We start from the raw sequence: 15762 nt of genomic DNA, 5'->3' as shown, positions 1-15762 counted from the left end.
CCGTCGTCCGAAACCGGTATCTTGGGCGATAGAATTAGAGCAGGCCGAGATCTGTCAGTTCGCGGCGCAGTTCCGCGGGCATTTCGGCGATCCCGGCGCCCAAGCTCGTCAGATCGGGCGGCACGTCATCCTGCGTGTAGTAGCGCCAGCCCTGAAAAGGCCGCTTCGGCTGCACCGCGGTTTCGATGACCTCCGGGCCGAGCATCAGACGGCAGCGTGAAATCCCTTCATCGTCTGTGAACGTCTCGATGTCGAGCAGCCTCTGCCTCGCCTGCACCTGCCCCTTGATCACCCAATAGAGCGAGCCGCCGTCAAGAAGCTCCTCCATGCGTTTGGGCACCATGCGCGTGGTGTGAACCGAATGCGGTTCGAGCCCGGCGGCAATGGCGCGCAGCGAGCGCTCCGCCACCCATTCGCGCAGGTCCTCGATCGAGTCGGCGCCGACACAGAGTTTGATGAGATGCAATGCCATGCCGCCGTTCAAATCCTTTTGGCGGCGGGCGTCAAGTGTGAAGCGAAGGAGTCCGCACGCTCAGCATTCGACGACGTTGACAGCCAGGCCGCCGGTCGAGGTTTCCTTGTATTTCTCGCTCATGTCGTGGCCAGTCTGGCGCATCGTCTCGATACAGGCGTCAAGCGGCACGAAATGCTGACCATCACCTTTGACGGCGAGCGAAGCCGCGGTGACGGCTTTGACGGCGCCGAGCGCATTGCGCTCGATACAGGGAACCTGCACGAGGCCTGCGACAGGATCGCAGGTCATGCCGAGATGATGTTCGAGCGCGATCTCGGCGGCATTCTCGATCTGCTCCGGCGTGCCGCCCATTACGGCTGCAAGGCCTGCAGCCGCCATCGCCGCGGCCGAGCCGACCTCGCCCTGACAGCCGACCTCGGCGCCAGAGATTGACGCATTGTGCTTGATGATGCCGCCGATCGCCGCTGCCGTCAGCAGGTAGTCGCGGATGCCGTTCTGGTCCCAGTCCTCGTGGAAATGCTCATAATAACGGATCGTTGCCGGAATGACGCCCGCCGCGCCATTGGTCGGCGCGGTGACGACGCGCCCGCCGGCGGCATTCTCCTCGTTGACGGCCATCGCATAGACGCTGAGCCAATCATTGGCAAGCAGCGGATTGACGCGATTGCTACGCCACTCCTCCTGCAGCTTGTCGTGAATGCGGCGGGCGCGGCGCTTGACGTTAAGGCCGCCGGGCATGACGCCCTCGACCTTGAGGCCGCGCTCGATGCAGGAGCGCATCGCTTCCCAGATGCGGTCGAGCCCCTGATCGAGCTCCTCTTGGCTGCGCTGGCTCTCCTCGTTCGCCCGCTTCATCTGCGCGATCGAAAGCCCGGAGCGCTCCGCCATCTCCAGCATCTGTTTGGCGGTCGAGAAGGGATAGGGGACGCGCACGCCGCCCGTGGCATTCTTCTTCGCCCGCATCTGTTCCAGCTCGGTGTCGGTAACGACGAAGCCGCCGCCAACCGAATAATAGATGCGCTTGAGGAGCAGCCGGCCGTCCTTGTCAAACGCCGAAAAGATCATGCCGTTGGCATGGCCCGGCAGCGGCTGTTTCTTGTCGAAGATCAGGTCGGTCTTCGGCTGGAACTGGTAGGCCGGATGGTCTGCAGGGGTGATGCGTCCGGTGCGTTCGACGGTATCGATGATGCCGTCCATCCTGTCGGGATCGACACTGTCCGGCGCCTCACCCATCAGTCCGAGAATGACGGCCCTGCCCGTTCCATGGCCGATTCCGGTATGAGCGAGCGAACCATGCAGGCTGACCTTGATCGCGGCGACCTGCGCGCCCGATGAAGGGCGTGGCCATTCATTCGACAGGATCAGATCGAGAAACCGGTTGGCAGCCGACATCGGACCCATGGTGTGCGAGCTCGACGGCCCGACACCGATCTTGAACACGTCGAATACCGAAAGAAACATGGATGCGCCTTTTGAATATGAAGTTGTAAGCTTAAGCAAGGTCGGTTTCGAACCCGCGCGGGCCACCGACATCGCCTGCAGCCGATGCGACATTCCCGGGACCATACACCCGGAGTACGATGCCGAAAAGCGGCAGCAGTTTCGGACAGTATCATGCGCTAACTATTTAATTTGGAACAGGATTCAAAGCTCGAGCCGAGCCGGCCCGAAATAGTCCTGTTTCAGCGCATCGGCCGGAATATCAGAATCGCTTTTCGGAAAGTACGATGTATCGATACAGAGCGTTGCAGCGTGCTTTCGGACACGCCAGGCGCCGAAATCCGGCGGCCCGGCCTTCCGGTCATTGCAGCATTTCGATGCATATGTAAGGTGGCCGCACTTCATGCGGAGACTGAATCACTGATGACGACGGCGGACTACATTGCTCTGGCCTTCTTTGCCTGTGTCTGGATGGGCTATTCCTGGCTGCTCAAGGGCCGCACCTTCTTCGGCCGCACCAGTCTGACGCATGCGATGACCGAACGGCGCCGCGAGTGGATCTACAATTCGCTACGCCGCGACCTGAAGATGATCGACACACAGATCATGGCCGGCTTGCAGAACGGCACGGCCTTTTTCGCCTCGACCTCGATCTTCGCAATCGGCAGCTGCTTCGCGCTGCTCGGCGCAACCGAGAAGGTCGACGCCGTCTTTGCCGACCTGCCCTTCGTGCTCCATGGCGGCCATGCCGCCTTCGAGATGAAGGTCGGCGGACTGGCGGCGCTTTTCGGCTATGCCTTCTTCAAGTTCGGCTGGTCCTATCGGCTGTTCAATTACTGCACCATCCTTTTCGGCTCCATCCCGATGATGCGCGATGCCGAGAGCGACATCATCGCCGCCGAGCGGGCCGCCGAGCGCGTCATCCGCATGAATGTCATCGCCGGCAGCAATTTCAACGAGGGTCTCAGGGCAATCTTCCTGTCGATCGGCTATCTCGGCTGGTTCATCAATCCTTACGTCTTCATGCTGACGACGGCGACCGTCATCTTCGTGCTGACCCGGCGACAGTTCTTTTCGGAGGCGCGGCTGGCGATCATGGATGCAGGCCCGCCATCAAATCTCCACCTTTCTGCTATTCGCCGCGACACGCCGTCGAACGACGGAAATGATTCGACCAGGGGACTTTGATGACCATGCCGGCAATGCACGCCGATGCGGTGGCAAAACCGCCGCGCATCGGTCTATTGGATACGGCGCGCGGCGTCGCGCTGATCGCCATGGCGAGCTACCATTTCACCTGGGACATGGAGTTCATGGCCTATCTGGCGCCGGGCACGGCCGAGACCGGCTGGCTGAAGATCTATGCCCGGGCGATCGCCACGACCTTTCTCTTCATCGTCGGCGTCAGCTTGGTGCTCTCCAGCACGCCGACGATTCGCTGGCCGTCCTTCTGGAAACGTTTCGGCATGATAGCTGGGGCCGCCGCGGTCATCTCGGTCGCCACCCGCATTGCAATGCCGGACACCTGGATCTATTTCGGCATCCTGCATTGCATCGCGGTACTCACGCTCATCGGCATCGTTTTTGTCAGATTGCCGCTCGCCTTGACGCTCCTCGTCACCGTCGCGCTCCTTGGCGCCTGGATCCTCGACAACTTCGGCACACCGGGCCTGCTCCGCTCATCCTTCTTCGATCCGAGATATCTCGCCTGGATCGGGCTTGCCGAAACGCCGCAACGCTCCAACGATTACGTCCCACTGTTTCCTTGGGCTACGCCGTTTTTCGTTGGCTTGAGCATCGCCTTGATCGCCATCAGAACCAGGCTGCCGCATCGGCTCGCGGCCATCGGCACAGGCTCCTGGTGGCCGGCGAAGCTTGGCCGCCACAGCCTTGCCTTCTACCTCATTCATCAGCCGGTGCTGATCGCGATCGCTTACGGACTTTCCATTGTCGTCCCGCCGCCGCAGCCGGATCCGGTCGAAACTTACCTTAGGCAATGCAACTCCGCTTGCGTCATGCAGCAAAGCGAAGCGCTCTGCCGCAGCTTTTGCCAGTGCACGCTCGACAGATTGCGGGCCCAGGCGCTGCTGATACCGCTTCAGGCCGGCAAGATCGATCTTCAAAACGATGAGCGGGTCCAGACGATCGCCAGCGAATGCAGTGCCGAGGCGCAATAAAGGACCGGCAACCGTTTTGCGGCAAGTCTCAGGTGGTAACGCCGATTTCGGCGAGGCGGCCGAGGCAGGCCTCTTCGATATTGTCGAGCTCCGTCAGCGTGTCGTCTATGTCCTTACGCTTCTGGCGCAGGTCCTCACGCTTCTCGTCAACGCGCTTCATCAGAAGCTTCAGCTGGCCGAGCTCGCCGGGCGGCTCCTTATAGACCTGAATGATCTCGCGGATTTCCGCGATGGTGAAGCCGATCCGCCGTCCGCGCAGGATTTCTCCGATGAGCCGTCGGTCCGCCGGCCGGAAGAGACGCGTGCGCCCTCGCCGCTCCGGATGGATCAGTCCCTCGTCTTCGTAGAAGCGGAGCGTGCGCGTCGAGACACCGAATTCGCGCGTCAGCTCCGTTATGCTATAATATTTGTTCACAGGCATGTGTTCCCCGTCGTCGAACCGGCAATAATATTGACTTTTACGTAATAGTCAATTTCGGCGCCCGTCAGATGCCGAACCACCAGGTGGCGATGCCGAGAAAAGCGAAGAAGCCGGTACAGTCGGTCACCGTCGTCACGAACACCGACGAGGCAATCGCCGGGTCCGCTCCCACCTTGTCGAGCAGCAGCGGCAGCAGGATGCCGGCAAGCGCGGCCGCCATCAGATTGATGATCATCGCCGCCGCGATCACCCCGCCGAGCTGATAGTCGTGAAACCAGATACCGGCGATCGCGCCCATGATCGTCGCAAAGACGGCGCCGTTGAGAATGCCGACGCCGGCCTCCCTGCGGATGATGCGGCCGGCATTGTAGATGTCGAGATCGCGGGTGGCGAGCGCACGCACGGTCACCGTCATCGTCTGCGTGCCGGCATTGCCGCCCATCGAGGCGACGATCGGCATCAGCACCGCCAGCGCGATCATTTTCTCGATCGAGGCGTCGAACAGGCCGATGACGCTCGCCGACAGCATCGCCGTGCCGAGATTGATCAGAAGCCAAAGGAAACGCGATCGCGCCGTCGAGATCACGTTGTCCGACAGTTCTTCATCGCCGACGCCGCCGAGGCGCTTGATGTCCTCGTCCGCCTCTTCGTGGATGACGTCGACGACGTCGTCGATCGTCAGCACGCCGACTAGCCGGCCGTTCTCGTCGACGACGGCAGCCGAGAGCAGGTCATATTGTTCGAAGAGCTGGGCGGCCTCCTCCTGATCCATCTCGGCGGGAACCGGATGGTTGGTCTCCCGCATGATCTGCTCGATTTTCGTCTGCCGCTTGGTGCGCAGGATCTGGTCGAGATCGACGGCGCCGAGCAGCTTGAAGGTCGGATCGATGACGAAGATCTGCGAGAAGGAATAGGGCAGATCCTCCTCGTCGCGCATGTAGTCGATCGTCTGCCCTACCGTCCAGAATGGCGGTACGGCGACGAACTCGGTCTGCATGCGGCGGCCGGCCGAGCTTTCGGGATAGTCGAGCGCCCGGCGCAGCCGCACCCGCTCGGTAAACGGCATCTGGGCGAGGATTTCTTCCCGGTCCTCCTTGTCGAGGTCTTCGAGAATGTAAACGGCGTCATCCGAATCGAGCTCGCCGATCGCCGCTGCGATCTGTTCGTTCGGCATTTGGTCGACGATCTCGCGGCGGATCGCCTCGTCGACCTCGGTCAGCGCCGTCATGTCGAAATCTTCGCCGAGCAGGCGCACAAGCGCCAGGCGCTGATCCGGCTGGATGGATTCGAGCAGGTCGCCTATTTCGGATTCATGCAGGCGGGCGACATTCCCACGCAGGAACAGCGTATCACGATCGGCGATCGCCGCACCAACGAGCGCCAGGAAATCGCCGCGGACATTGCCGTCCTCGTCGTAGATATCCGCTTCCTCGTCATCGCGCCGGCGGATGCGGTCTTCCCCATCGGTCGTGGTCATCTGCCGCCCTCGCACCTGGTTCGAATTTCAACGATTACCGCATCGCATTCGCAAATGTCGGCCGAAAACACATTGTCAACAAGCGGATAAGCGAATCCCGCGCGAAGCGCCCGCAGCCGGAATTCTTGGCCCCTGCTAGCTCAAAGCATCCTTGTCGTAAAGCGCCAACCGTGCTTCGTGATGACAATGTCTGCGGCCGGCGATAGTTTCCCCGCCGCTCAAACAGAGGGGAGCCTGCCTCATGCCCATCCGTCCGATCCTGCGCTATCCGCATCCGGGCCTGAAGACCGTCTGCGAACCGGTGACGGTCTTCGATACGTCGCTGGCAGCGCTCGCCGACGACCTGCTGGCGACGATGCGCGCAGCCCCCGGCGTCGGCATCACCGCCGCCCATGTCGGCGTCTTCCTCCGTGTGACGGTGCTGGAGCTCGACCGGGCCGACAGTGCGCGCCTCTACGTCAATCCGCAGATTACCTGGAGGTCGCAGGAGACGATGAACCATGCCGAGGGTAGCGTCTCCATGCCCGGCGCGACCGAAGAGCTCACACGCCCACGGGCGATCCGCTTTCGTTATCAGGATGCCGGCGGCGTCGTGCACGAGGAGACCGCCGAAGGTTTCCTCGCCATCTGCGTCCAGCACGAGGTGGACCAGCTCGACGGTATCTTCTGGCTGCAGCGGCTTTCGCGGCTGAAACGCGAACGCCTCGTCAAAAAATGGGAGAAAACCCAACGCTGACAAATCGCCCGCGACACCGAACCATTCGCCCCTGTCGGCGTTGTCACGAGAGAAACTAGGAGCGACTATAATGGCAAGGATCGGTGACAAGACCCCGATTTCACGCGAGGCCCCCGAGCTTTCCCGTGAAGAAGATTATCGCGACCTCGAGGAACGCAATCTCGATGATGGCTGGCCTTATGCCGATGGCACCGCTGCCAGCGACCCGGCAAACCGTCCCTATGGCGAGACTTCGGCAAATTTCGACAGCGATCCCAACACAGGGTTCCGAGTCGATGGCACAGACCGAGACGGCAACGAGAACCGCCTGAAGGATTCATTGCGCGCCGGTATGATCGATCGCGATGAAAGCGACGAGCTCGAGGCGCGGGTGAACGACGCTCTCGAAAACATTCCCGAGGTCGATATCAACAGTATCGAGGTTCATGCGGACGGTCACGTCATCACTCTCGAAGGCTCGGTCGAGACGATCGGCATTGCGCGCAAGGTCGAGCTCGGCGCGCTTTCGGTCGACGGCGTCCACCATGTTCGCAATAAGCTGCAGCTGACCGGGGTTGACGCGCATATCCCGAACGAGGACTGATCTGTGACGCCCATGGTTATCATTGAACGGAGGCGGCGTCGCCTCCCGTCCGGTCTTACCTCACATTACCAAAAGTTAACAATTTGCGATTGCAGCATGAGCAGGCAGTCTGCCGTCCATTTGGTCCGGTGGCTGCCGTAACGGAAGCGTCACGGTCATTGACAACACCGTGATTTCATTTGAAGAAAAGGCAGTGAATCGGCCAACTTCCGTTCACAATATTGCCGCAATTGGCGCGCGAAATCTTAGCTGCCGGGGATGGTTTATGTTGTTGAATGCAACAACAGATTGAGGAGAAGTACCATGCGCATCAGATTTGCCCTCGCCGCGTCCCTGTTTGCCGTCAGCCTTGCCGGCGCTGCCTTCGCTCAGCCGACTTATTCCGATGATTATACCAACGACAGCGATGGCTTTGCGCCCTCAAAGATGGCGCAGCCTGCCCCCGTGCACTATGGCAACAACCACAAGGCTCCGGCCTATTCCAGCGACTACACCAATGACAGCGACGGCTTCGCCCCGGTTGCCATGACGAACCCGGCGATCGACAAGACCGCGACCGCAAGCATCAAGACCCTGCCCCCGTGCCACAGCATGATCGGCCCGAGCGGCTCCCATACCAAAGGTGCCGACAGCGGCGCCTCGCGCACCGAAGCCTGCCGCGCAACGCATTGATCGGCCACAACAGACGATCGGGACGAAAGGGCCGCAGTCGGCCCTTTTTTCTGTTCAGCTGTCCGGTGCCGTGGCCGGGGACGCGCTGATTTCCTGCGTCGCGGCACTCTCGCGTATATCTGGGAAAATCAAGACATAAAAAAACCTCGTGGAACCAAATGGTCACGAGGGTTTTTTAATAATCTGGTGCGGTCGAGAAGACTCGAACTTCCACGGGTTGCCCCACAGCGACCTCAACGCTGCGCGTCTACCAATTCCGCCACGACCGCATCGTGGTAGATGCCGATTTGCGTCGGCGGGGCAGCATGTAGCAAAAGCATTTGGGGTGCACAAGGGCGATATGACAGTTTTTTTAAAAACCTTTCACGGCATTTGAATTGGCCGGAAAACGGGTCCATATAGGTCTCCTGCCGCCCCTATTTCGTCAGGCATTTGGGACAGGCGGCAAGGAATGGCCATGCTTCGCACCGATCTCGAATTCTCCATGCTCCCGAAACTCGGCACCCGGCCGGTGCGCTGGCGCATCGCCGATGAACTCGTTGCCTATGAGGCGGCGGTGGCGACGATGGAGCGCGAGGTGGCGGCGATCGGAGAAGGCGGCGACGAGCTTGTCTGGCTCGTCGAGCATCCACCGCTCTATACCGCCGGCACCAGCGCCAATGCGGGCGACCTCGTCCAGCCGGACCGCTTTCCGGTCTTTGCGACGGGACGCGGCGGTGAATATACCTATCACGGACCCGGTCAGCGCGTCGCCTACGTCATGCTCGACCTGAAGCGCAGGCGCCAGGACGTGCGCGCCTTCGTCGCCGCTCTCGAGGAGGTCGTCATCCTCACGCTCGGCATGATGAACGTGCGCGGCGAGCGGCGCGAGGATCGTGTCGGCGTCTGGGTCCGCCGCCCGGAAAAGCCGTTGCTGCCGGACGGCACGATGGCTGAAGACAAGATTGCCGCCCTCGGCATCCGGCTGCGCAAATGGGTGACCTTCCACGGCCTGTCGCTCAACGTCGATCCCGATCTTGATCATTTCAGCGGCATCGTGCCCTGCGGGATATCGGCCTATGGCGTCACCAGCCTCGTCGATCTCGGCCTTCCCGTCATGATGGCGGATGTCGACATCCGGCTGCGGGCCGCTTTCGAGACGGTTTTTGGTGAAACGGCGAATGATCTCTGACCGCTTGAGCGGTTTCACGGGCTTGATTTGTCCGGCTTTCCCGTGATTGATGGGCGCTGTTCCCACAAGAATCGGCAGCCATGTCAAAGCCCCCTGAAAATTCCCTGCAGGGCATGGCCATCATGTCCGGCGCCATGTTCATCCTGCCGGTCATGGATGCCATCGCCAAATACATGGCGACCTTCGAATCGATGTCGCCGGCTCAGGTCACCTTCTACCGCTTCTTCTTCCAGATCGCCTGCACCCTGCCGATTCTCTTTGCCATTTTTGGACGCGAGGCGCTTTCCGCCAAGCGGCCGTGGATGAATTTGCTGCGCGGCGTACTGCACGGGGCTGCGAGCCTGCTGTTCTTCGTCGCCGTCAAATACATGCCGCTTGCCGACGTCTTCGCCATCTATTTCGTCGAGCCCTTCATGCTGACCGCCATGTCGGCCCTGTTTCTCGGAGAGAAGGTCGGCTGGCGGCGCTGGATGGCAATCGTCGTCGGTTTCGGCGGCGCGATGATCGTCATCCAGCCGAGTTACGAGATTTTCGGCCTGAAGGCGCTGCTGCCGGTAGCCTGCGCCTTTCTCTTCTCGCTCTATCTTTTCCTCAATCGCGCGATCGGCGAGGCTGATTCACCGCTCACCATGCAGACGATGGCCGGCATCGGCGGAACGATCTTCATGGCGGCCGCCCTTCTCGTCGGCAGCAGCGCCGGTAATGGGGACTTCGCCATTTCCCTGCCCTCCTCCGGCCTCGGCCTTGCGCTGCTTGTCGCCCTCGGCTCGATCTCAGGATATGCGCATATGTTGGTGGTGCGGGCTTTCCGGCTTGCACCGCTGTCGCTGCTTGCCCCGTTCCAATATTTCGAGATCATCTCGGCCACTGTGCTCGGCTATGCGCTGTTCAATGATTTCCCGAATTTCTCCAAATGGATCGGCATTTTCATCATCGTCGCATCCGGCCTCTTCATCATCTGGCGAGAGCGGCTGCAGGCGCGATCGCTAAAATCTTCGTGATTGGCGCAGCAGGCGGTTAACTCCCCTTCTTGAGGGATCGTCAATTCCCGACCGCTAAAACTGTTTCCGGCTTCATGATGAAGCCTGGAGTTAAAACATGAGCGAATTCCGTCTCGCTTTTCCGGCCTGTGTCGTGGCCGGTAAGCATCGGCTGACGGCCGAAGATATCGTGCTGCTGCGCAAACATGCTTTCCCCGAGGGGATCCGGACGTCTCAGGATGTCGTTGCAATGTTGGCGCTCAACAATTCCTGTCCCGAAAAATGTGCCGAGTGGAACGCTTTCTTTGTGGAGCAGATCGCCGGTTTTATCGTCCATTACACCTATCCGCAGGGCTCGCTTGATGAAATCAACGTTGCCTGGATCACGCGCATGTTCGCGACCGACGGCGTCGTCAACTCGGCGCTGGAGCTCGAGCTCATTCTCCACGTCATGGAGATTTCGACCGATGTCCCGGGTGAATTGAGAGCGCTTGCCCTCGACCAGCTTCGCCTGGCGATCACCGACGGCATCGGCGGCTATAATCTGTCGCGCGCCGTCGACCGCAAGAACATCACGCGCCAGGACGTCGATTTTGCGATGCGCATCTTCAGAGGCATCGCCGCAGGCGGCGTCATCGCCGTGTCGCCGGCTGAATATGGCGTCCTCAATCAGATCGAGCAGGCAACGCTGCCGGGCGCCAACCATCCGCACTGGGCTGGGATCATGGCCTCCGTCACGCTGCGCGATCGCCCGGAACCGCGGCGCAGCCGCTGGCTGCGCATCGTCGATGAGGAATCCGTTGCGGAAGCCGTCGTCGCCTGACATTCGGCGGCTTAGCCCCACATCTCCCGCGTGCCGGCCCCAAGCCGATTGTGCGTTCCGGTATTTTATGCGTAAAACTCCGGAACGCATTTCTGGGTGGAGTCTCGATGTTCAAGAAAATCCTGATCGCGAATCGCGGCGAGATTGCCTGCCGCGTGATCAAGACCGCGCGCCGCATGGGCATTTCGACCGTTGCGGTCTATTCGGACGCGGATCGGGACGCGCTGCACGTCGAAATGGCCGATGAGGCCATCCATATCGGCCCCGCCGCAGCGTCGGAAAGCTATCTGGTCGCCGAGAAGATCACCGCCGCCTGCAAGGCGACCGGCGCCGAAGCGGTGCATCCGGGTTACGGCTTTCTGTCCGAACGCGCCTCTTTCTGCGCCGAGTTGGAAAAGCAGGGCATCGTCTTCATCGGCCCGAAGCCGAAGGCCATCATGGCGATGGGCGACAAGATCGAATCGAAGAAGTTCGCCAATGCGGCCGGCGTCTCTACCGTGCCCGGCCATCTCGGCATCATCGAGAACGCCGCGCATGCGGAAACGATCGCTGGCGGGATCGGCTATCCGGTCATGATCAAGGCGTCTGCCGGTGGCGGCGGCAAGGGCATGCGCATTGCCTGGAACGAAGCCGAGGTGCGCGACGGCTTCGAGCGCGCCCGCTCGGAGGCGAAGAGTTCCTTCGGCGACGACCGCGTTTTCATCGAGAAGTTCATCGTCGAGCCGCGCCATATCGAGATCCAGGTGCTGGCGGATGCGCATGGCAACGTCGTCTATCTCGGCGAGCGGGAATGCTCGATCCAGCGGCGGAACCAGAAAGTCGCGGAAGAGGCACCCTCGCCTTTCCTCGACGAAAAGACCCGCAAGGCCATGGGCGAACAATCGGTGGCGCTGGCGAAGGCCGTCGACTACCAGAGCGCCGGCACGGTCGAATTCATCGTCGACCGCGACCGCAATTTCTATTTCCTCGAAATGAACACCCGCCTGCAGGTCGAACATCCCGTGACCGAACTCGTCACCGGCATTGATCTCGTCGAGCAGATGATCCGCATCGCGGCGGGAGAGCCGCTCGGCTTCGGCCAGGAGGCTGTCAGGCTCGATGGCTGGGCGATCGAAAGCCGGCTCTATGCTGAAGATCCATACCGCGACTTTCTGCCTTCGATCGGCCGACTGACGCGCTACCGCCCGCCAGCGGAAGGCAGGACAGGCAACATTGTCGTTCGCAACGATACCGGCGTATTCGAGGGCGCCGAGATCTCGATGTATTACGATCCGATGATCGCCAAGCTCTGCACCTGGGCGCCGACGCGCAGTGAAGCGATCGAGGCCATGGGCCAGGCGCTGGACGGCTTTGTCGTCGACGGCATCGAACACAATGTTCCCTTCCTGTCGGCGCTAATGAAACATCCGCGCTGGCGCGAGGGCCGGCTTTCCACCGGCTTTATTGCCGAGGAATATCCTGACGGTTTCGCGCCGATGAAGCCGGACCGGCAGGAGGAAGCCACGCTTGCCGCAATCGCGCTGTCTGCCTCGCTTATCGAAGCGAACCGCCGCGACCGTTTCGCCGATCGCCTGCGCGCCGCATCGGCCACACTGCCGGAGCATTGGGTGGTCAAAACAGGAGGCAGCTACGTCGCTGTCAGACTGCTCGATGGCCTCGTCACCATTCCCTTCGATATGGAGATGGAATTCGAGGATGAAAGCCGGAGCATTGTCACCGATTGGAGACCGGGTGATCCGGTCTGGAGCGGCAAGGTCGGCGACAAGGATATTGCCGCGCAAATCCGTCCCGCCCTCAACGGCGTGCGCATCGACTGGCAGGGACTGTCGGTGACCGCCAAAGTCTTTTCGCCGCGCCACGCGGAACTCGACAGGCTGATGCCGGTGAAGCTGCCGCCCGACACCTCCAGGCTCCTGCTCTGCCCGATGCCCGGCCTCGTCGTGTCTATAGCGGTCGCCGAAGGCCAGGAGGTCAAGGCCGGTGAAACGCTTGCGATCGTCGAGGCGATGAAGATGGAAAACGTCCTGCGCGCCGAACGCGATCTTGTCGTTTCGAAGATCAACGCCGCTCCCGGTGAAAGCCTGGCCGTCGATGCCGTGATCATGGAATTCGCCTGAAGGAACACGGCAGGGGCGGCAGCAGTGCCGGTCGGCGTTTTCTCTTGAGCCCGGCTTGCCTGACATGCCAAGGTTCGTCTGATAATGTTACAAGGGAGATTTGGGAAGATGGACGTTCGCGCCGCCGTTGCCGTTCAGGCTGGAAAACCGCTCGAAGTGATGACCGTGCAACTCGACGGCCCGAAGGCCGGCGAAGTGCTGGTGGAAGTCAAGGCGACCGGCATCTGCCACACCGATGATTTCACCCTGTCGGGCGCCGATCCGGAAGGCCTGTTTCCGGCCATCCTCGGCCATGAGGGCGCCGGCATCGTCGTCGATGTCGGCCCGGGTGTGACCTCGGTGAAGAAGGGCGATCACGTCATCCCGCTTTATACACCGGAATGCCGCGAGTGTTATTCCTGCACGTCGCGCAAGACCAATCTCTGCACCTCGATTCGATCAACCCAGGGTCAGGGCGTGATGCCGGACGGCACGAGCCGCTTCTCGATCGGCAAGGACAAGATCCATCACTATATGGGCTGCTCGACCTTCGCCAACTACACGGTGCTGCCGGAGATCGCGCTCGCCAAGATCAATCCCGACGCGCCCTTCGACAAGGTCTGCTACATCGGCTGCGGCGTCACCACAGGCATCGGCGCCGTCATCAACACCGCCAAGGTCGAGATCGGATCGACGGCGATCGTCTTCGGTCTCGGCGGCATCGGCCTCAACGTGCTGCAGGGGCTGCGGCTTGCCGGCGCCGACATGATCATCGGCGTCGATATCAACCCGGATCGCAAGGCCTGGGGCGAGAAGTTCGGCATGACGCATTTCGTCAATCCGAAGGAGGTCGGCGACGACATCGTTCCCCATCTGGTCAACATGACCAAGCGCAACGGCGACCTGATCGGCGGCGCCGACTACACCTTCGACTGCACCGGCAATACCAAGGTGATGCGCCAGGCGCTGGAAGCTTCGCATCGCGGCTGGGGCAAACCGGTCATCATCGGCGTTGCCGGCGCCGGCCAGGAAATCTCGACGCGGCCATTCCAGCTGGTGACCGGCCGCAACTGGATGGGCACCGCCTTCGGCGGCGCGCGCGGCCGCACCGACGTGCCGAAGATCGTCGACTGGTACATGCAGGGCAAGATCCAGATCGATCCGATGATCACCCACACGATGCCGCTCGAAGACATCAACAAGGGCTTCGACTTGATGCACAAGGGCGAAAGCATCCGCGGCGTGGTGGTGTACTGATGGCGGCAGCCAACTACCGGGTCGATCTCAGGCATTTCGATGAGCTCCCCGCGCGGGAGCTCTACGACCTCCTTCGAATGCGGGTCGATGTCTTCGTCGTCGAGCAGAACTGTCCCTATCCGGAACTCGACGGCAAGGACATCGATGCTCTGCATCTGCGACTGCTGGAGGGCGGTGACCTCCTGGCGGCGGCGCGGATCCTGAAACCACATGAGCCACAGGAGCCGTCAAAGATCGGCCGCGTCGTCGTCTCGCCTGCCCATCGCGGCAAACGTCTGGGCGATGCATTGGTGCGCGAATCGATCACCGCCTGTGAGCGGCTTTATCCGGCAAATCCGATCGCCTTGTCGGCGCAGGCCCATCTGCGCCGCTTCTATGAATCCTTCGGCTTTGTCGGGACGTCACAGGAATATCTGGAAGACGGCATTCCCCATGTCGATATGGTCAGACAGCCTGCCATTCATCCGGCATGAGGATACCGCCATGATCTATGTCGACGCCGATGCCTGCCCGGTGAAGCCGGAAATCCTGAAGGTTGCCGAACGCCACGGCCTTGAAGTTACCTTCGTCGCCAATTCCGGCCTGCGCCCGTCCCGCGATCCCATGATCCACAACGTCATCGTTTCCAACGCCTTCGATGCCGCCGATAACTGGATCGCCGAGCGCGCAGGCGCGGGCGACGTCGTCGTTACTGCCGACGTGCCGCTGGCCGTACGCTGCGTCGCGACCGGCGCTTTCGTCAGCGGCCCGACCGGACGTGTCTTCGATGAAACCAATATCGGCATGGCGAGCGCCATGCGCGATCTTGGTGCGCATCTGCGCGAAACCGGGGAAAGCAAAGGTTACAACGCCGCCTTCAGCCCGAAAGACCGCTCGCGATTCCTCGAGACCTTCGATCGCCTCTGCCGCCGCGCCAAGAACCTTTCCAGCGAGGCCGGCGGCCGGCCATGATCTCCTCCGCAGGCCGGCAAGAAACGGGTGGCATGGCAGCCATGCCGATTCCTACCTTGAAGACGGCCGTTCCCTCACTGATATAGGCACTATCGCAGACGACTGCGGCGTCCAGAGGATGCAACCGTCGCGGGGACGGCCTCGCTCTTGAACAAGGAGAGGCGTATGGCCTGGTTTCTGCTTTTTCTCGCCGGTCTTTTCGAATGTGGCTGGGCGATCGGCCTTAAATACACCGAGGGTTTCACGCGGCCGCTGCCGACGGCGCTGACCGTCATTTCAATGGTCGTGAGCGTCGTCCTGCTTGGCCTGGCGGTGAGGTATCTTCCGATCGGCACCGCCTATGCGGTCTGGACCGGCATCGGCACGGTCGGCACCGTGCTCCTCGGCATTTGGCTGCTTGGTGATGGGGCAAGTGTCTCCCGTCTCGCCTGCATCGCGCTGATCGTCACCGGCATCGCCGGCCTCAAGCTCACCGCCTGATTCCGAAATGCTGCGGGGCGCCG

General features: G+C 61.4%; 18 protein-coding genes and 1 tRNA gene. 13 read left to right on the top strand and 6 right to left on the bottom strand.

The window, feature by feature from the left end; translation table 11 throughout:
• Window positions 1-34: 34 nt before the first annotated feature.
• On the bottom strand, window positions 35-472 hold the full coding sequence (locus tag J7U39_RS07825) for a DUF1489 family protein (protein WP_210631228.1): 438 nt from the start codon (window positions 470-472) through the stop codon (window positions 35-37).
• Between the two features lie 60 nt (window positions 473-532).
• Window positions 533-1936, bottom strand: coding sequence for an L-serine ammonia-lyase (locus J7U39_RS07820; protein ID WP_210631227.1), 1404 nt, complete (start codon window positions 1934-1936; stop codon window positions 533-535).
• Between the two features lie 402 nt (window positions 1937-2338).
• Here J7U39_RS07820 and J7U39_RS07815 point away from each other — a divergent pair, with 402 nt between their 5' ends.
• Both J7U39_RS07815 and J7U39_RS07810 read left to right on the top strand, forming a co-directional pair.
• Entirely contained in the window at window positions 2339-3103 is a 765-nt protein-coding gene (locus J7U39_RS07815; RefSeq protein ID WP_210631226.1) for a DUF599 domain-containing protein, read from the top strand.
• On the top strand, window positions 3103-4092 hold the full coding sequence (locus J7U39_RS07810; protein WP_210631225.1) for a heparan-alpha-glucosaminide N-acetyltransferase: 990 nt from the start codon (window positions 3103-3105) through the stop codon (window positions 4090-4092). The genes J7U39_RS07815 and J7U39_RS07810 overlap by 1 nt, the downstream gene beginning before the upstream one ends.
• 28 nt (window positions 4093-4120) lie before the next feature.
• Here J7U39_RS07810 and J7U39_RS07805 read toward each other — a convergent pair whose 3' ends face one another.
• Window positions 4121-4513 (bottom strand): MerR family DNA-binding transcriptional regulator, encoded by a 393-nt coding sequence (locus J7U39_RS07805; RefSeq protein WP_011425479.1) that lies wholly within the window; start codon window positions 4511-4513, stop codon window positions 4121-4123.
• A gap of 64 nt (window positions 4514-4577) precedes the next feature.
• Entirely contained in the window at window positions 4578-5990 is a 1413-nt protein-coding gene (gene mgtE / locus J7U39_RS07800; protein WP_064802760.1) for a magnesium transporter, read from the bottom strand.
• A 241-nt stretch (window positions 5991-6231) separates the two neighbouring features.
• Between mgtE and J7U39_RS07795 the strand changes: the two genes are divergently transcribed.
• The 3 genes from J7U39_RS07795 to J7U39_RS07785 all read left to right on the top strand — a co-directional run bounded on the left by J7U39_RS07795 (window position 6232) and on the right by J7U39_RS07785 (window position 7981).
• Window positions 6232-6726 carry a peptide deformylase gene (locus J7U39_RS07795; protein ID WP_210631224.1) on the top strand — a complete coding sequence of 165 codons (495 nt, stop codon included), beginning with the start codon at window positions 6232-6234 and terminating at the stop codon, window positions 6724-6726.
• 70 nt (window positions 6727-6796) lie between these two features.
• Window positions 6797-7309, top strand: a complete 513-nt coding sequence (locus J7U39_RS07790; protein WP_210631223.1) for a BON domain-containing protein — start codon at window positions 6797-6799, stop codon at window positions 7307-7309.
• A gap of 303 nt (window positions 7310-7612) precedes the next feature.
• A complete protein-coding gene (locus J7U39_RS07785) occupies window positions 7613-7981 on the top strand; it encodes a hypothetical protein (RefSeq protein ID WP_210631222.1) in 369 nt (122 codons plus the stop codon).
• Window positions 7982-8165: 184 nt separating this feature from the next.
• On the opposite strand, the gene J7U39_RS07780 is transcribed toward J7U39_RS07785, so the two are convergent.
• Together J7U39_RS07780 and J7U39_RS07775 are read right to left on the bottom strand one after the other, a co-directional pair.
• A tRNA-Leu gene (locus tag J7U39_RS07780) sits at window positions 8166-8250 on the bottom strand.
• Window positions 8215-8379, bottom strand: a complete 165-nt coding sequence (locus tag J7U39_RS07775; protein WP_210631221.1) for a hypothetical protein — start codon at window positions 8377-8379, stop codon at window positions 8215-8217. The genes J7U39_RS07780 and J7U39_RS07775 overlap by 36 nt, the downstream gene beginning before the upstream one ends.
• Window positions 8380-8432: 53 nt before the next feature.
• On the opposite strand from J7U39_RS07775, the gene lipB reads away from it, so the two are divergent.
• From lipB to sugE, 8 genes are all read left to right on the top strand, one after another.
• Window positions 8433-9152, top strand: a complete 720-nt coding sequence (lipB, locus tag J7U39_RS07770) for a lipoyl(octanoyl) transferase LipB (protein ID WP_210631220.1) — start codon at window positions 8433-8435, stop codon at window positions 9150-9152.
• 80 nt (window positions 9153-9232) lie between these two features.
• On the top strand, window positions 9233-10153 hold the full coding sequence (locus tag J7U39_RS07765; RefSeq protein ID WP_210631219.1) for a DMT family transporter: 921 nt from the start codon (window positions 9233-9235) through the stop codon (window positions 10151-10153).
• Between the two features lie 97 nt (window positions 10154-10250).
• Complete coding sequence (locus tag J7U39_RS07760; protein WP_210631218.1) at window positions 10251-10955, top strand: hypothetical protein; 705 nt, start codon at window positions 10251-10253, stop codon at window positions 10953-10955.
• A gap of 107 nt (window positions 10956-11062) precedes the next feature.
• Complete coding sequence (locus J7U39_RS07755; protein WP_210631217.1) at window positions 11063-13072, top strand: acetyl/propionyl/methylcrotonyl-CoA carboxylase subunit alpha; 2010 nt, start codon at window positions 11063-11065, stop codon at window positions 13070-13072.
• A gap of 108 nt (window positions 13073-13180) precedes the next feature.
• Window positions 13181-14308 (top strand): S-(hydroxymethyl)glutathione dehydrogenase/class III alcohol dehydrogenase, encoded by a 1128-nt coding sequence (locus J7U39_RS07750; RefSeq protein ID WP_210631216.1) that lies wholly within the window; start codon window positions 13181-13183, stop codon window positions 14306-14308.
• Window positions 14308-14781: a GNAT family N-acetyltransferase gene (locus tag J7U39_RS07745; RefSeq protein ID WP_210631215.1), complete on the top strand. Its 474-nt coding sequence runs from the start codon at window positions 14308-14310 to the stop codon at window positions 14779-14781. The genes J7U39_RS07750 and J7U39_RS07745 overlap by 1 nt, the downstream gene beginning before the upstream one ends.
• A gap of 10 nt (window positions 14782-14791) precedes the next feature.
• Window positions 14792-15259 (top strand): YaiI/YqxD family protein, encoded by a 468-nt coding sequence (locus J7U39_RS07740; protein ID WP_210631214.1) that lies wholly within the window; start codon window positions 14792-14794, stop codon window positions 15257-15259.
• A gap of 165 nt (window positions 15260-15424) precedes the next feature.
• On the top strand, window positions 15425-15739 hold the full coding sequence (gene sugE, locus J7U39_RS07735) for a quaternary ammonium compound efflux SMR transporter SugE (RefSeq protein WP_210631213.1): 315 nt from the start codon (window positions 15425-15427) through the stop codon (window positions 15737-15739).
• The last annotated feature ends 23 nt before the right edge of the window (window positions 15740-15762 follow it).

This window comes from Rhizobium sp. NLR16a (assembly GCF_017948245.1).
In the GTDB taxonomy this organism is placed as follows: Bacteria; Pseudomonadota; Alphaproteobacteria; order Rhizobiales; family Rhizobiaceae; genus Rhizobium.
The sequence above is the reverse complement of the archived record's forward strand: the minus strand, read 5'-3'. Positions and strand labels throughout refer to the sequence as shown.

Bases quoted from the DNA above. Each gene is read 5' to 3' on its own strand.
- J7U39_RS07825 (WP_210631228.1), bottom strand. From the start codon at position 472: ATGGCATTGCATCTCATCAAACTCTGTGTCGGCGCCGACTCGATCGAG.
- J7U39_RS07820 (WP_210631227.1), bottom strand. From the start codon at position 1,936: ATGTTTCTTTCGGTATTCGACGTGTTCAAGATCGGTGTCGGGCCGTCG.
- J7U39_RS07815 (WP_210631226.1), top strand. From the start codon at position 2,339: ATGACGACGGCGGACTACATTGCTCTGGCCTTCTTTGCCTGTGTCTGG.
- J7U39_RS07810 (WP_210631225.1), top strand. From the start codon at position 3,103: ATGACCATGCCGGCAATGCACGCCGATGCGGTGGCAAAACCGCCGCGC.
- J7U39_RS07805 (WP_011425479.1), bottom strand. From the start codon at position 4,513: ATGCCTGTGAACAAATATTATAGCATAACGGAGCTGACGCGCGAATTC.
- mgtE (WP_064802760.1), bottom strand. From the start codon at position 5,990: ATGACCACGACCGATGGGGAAGACCGCATCCGCCGGCGCGATGACGAG.
- J7U39_RS07795 (WP_210631224.1), top strand. From the start codon at position 6,232: ATGCCCATCCGTCCGATCCTGCGCTATCCGCATCCGGGCCTGAAGACC.
- J7U39_RS07790 (WP_210631223.1), top strand. From the start codon at position 6,797: ATGGCAAGGATCGGTGACAAGACCCCGATTTCACGCGAGGCCCCCGAG.
- J7U39_RS07785 (WP_210631222.1), top strand. From the start codon at position 7,613: ATGCGCATCAGATTTGCCCTCGCCGCGTCCCTGTTTGCCGTCAGCCTT.
- J7U39_RS07775 (WP_210631221.1), bottom strand. From the start codon at position 8,379: ATGGACCCGTTTTCCGGCCAATTCAAATGCCGTGAAAGGTTTTTAAAA.
- lipB (WP_210631220.1), top strand. From the start codon at position 8,433: ATGGCCATGCTTCGCACCGATCTCGAATTCTCCATGCTCCCGAAACTC.
- J7U39_RS07765 (WP_210631219.1), top strand. From the start codon at position 9,233: ATGTCAAAGCCCCCTGAAAATTCCCTGCAGGGCATGGCCATCATGTCC.
- J7U39_RS07760 (WP_210631218.1), top strand. From the start codon at position 10,251: ATGAGCGAATTCCGTCTCGCTTTTCCGGCCTGTGTCGTGGCCGGTAAG.
- J7U39_RS07755 (WP_210631217.1), top strand. From the start codon at position 11,063: ATGTTCAAGAAAATCCTGATCGCGAATCGCGGCGAGATTGCCTGCCGC.
- J7U39_RS07750 (WP_210631216.1), top strand. From the start codon at position 13,181: ATGGACGTTCGCGCCGCCGTTGCCGTTCAGGCTGGAAAACCGCTCGAA.
- J7U39_RS07745 (WP_210631215.1), top strand. From the start codon at position 14,308: ATGGCGGCAGCCAACTACCGGGTCGATCTCAGGCATTTCGATGAGCTC.
- J7U39_RS07740 (WP_210631214.1), top strand. From the start codon at position 14,792: ATGATCTATGTCGACGCCGATGCCTGCCCGGTGAAGCCGGAAATCCTG.
- sugE (WP_210631213.1), top strand. From the start codon at position 15,425: ATGGCCTGGTTTCTGCTTTTTCTCGCCGGTCTTTTCGAATGTGGCTGG.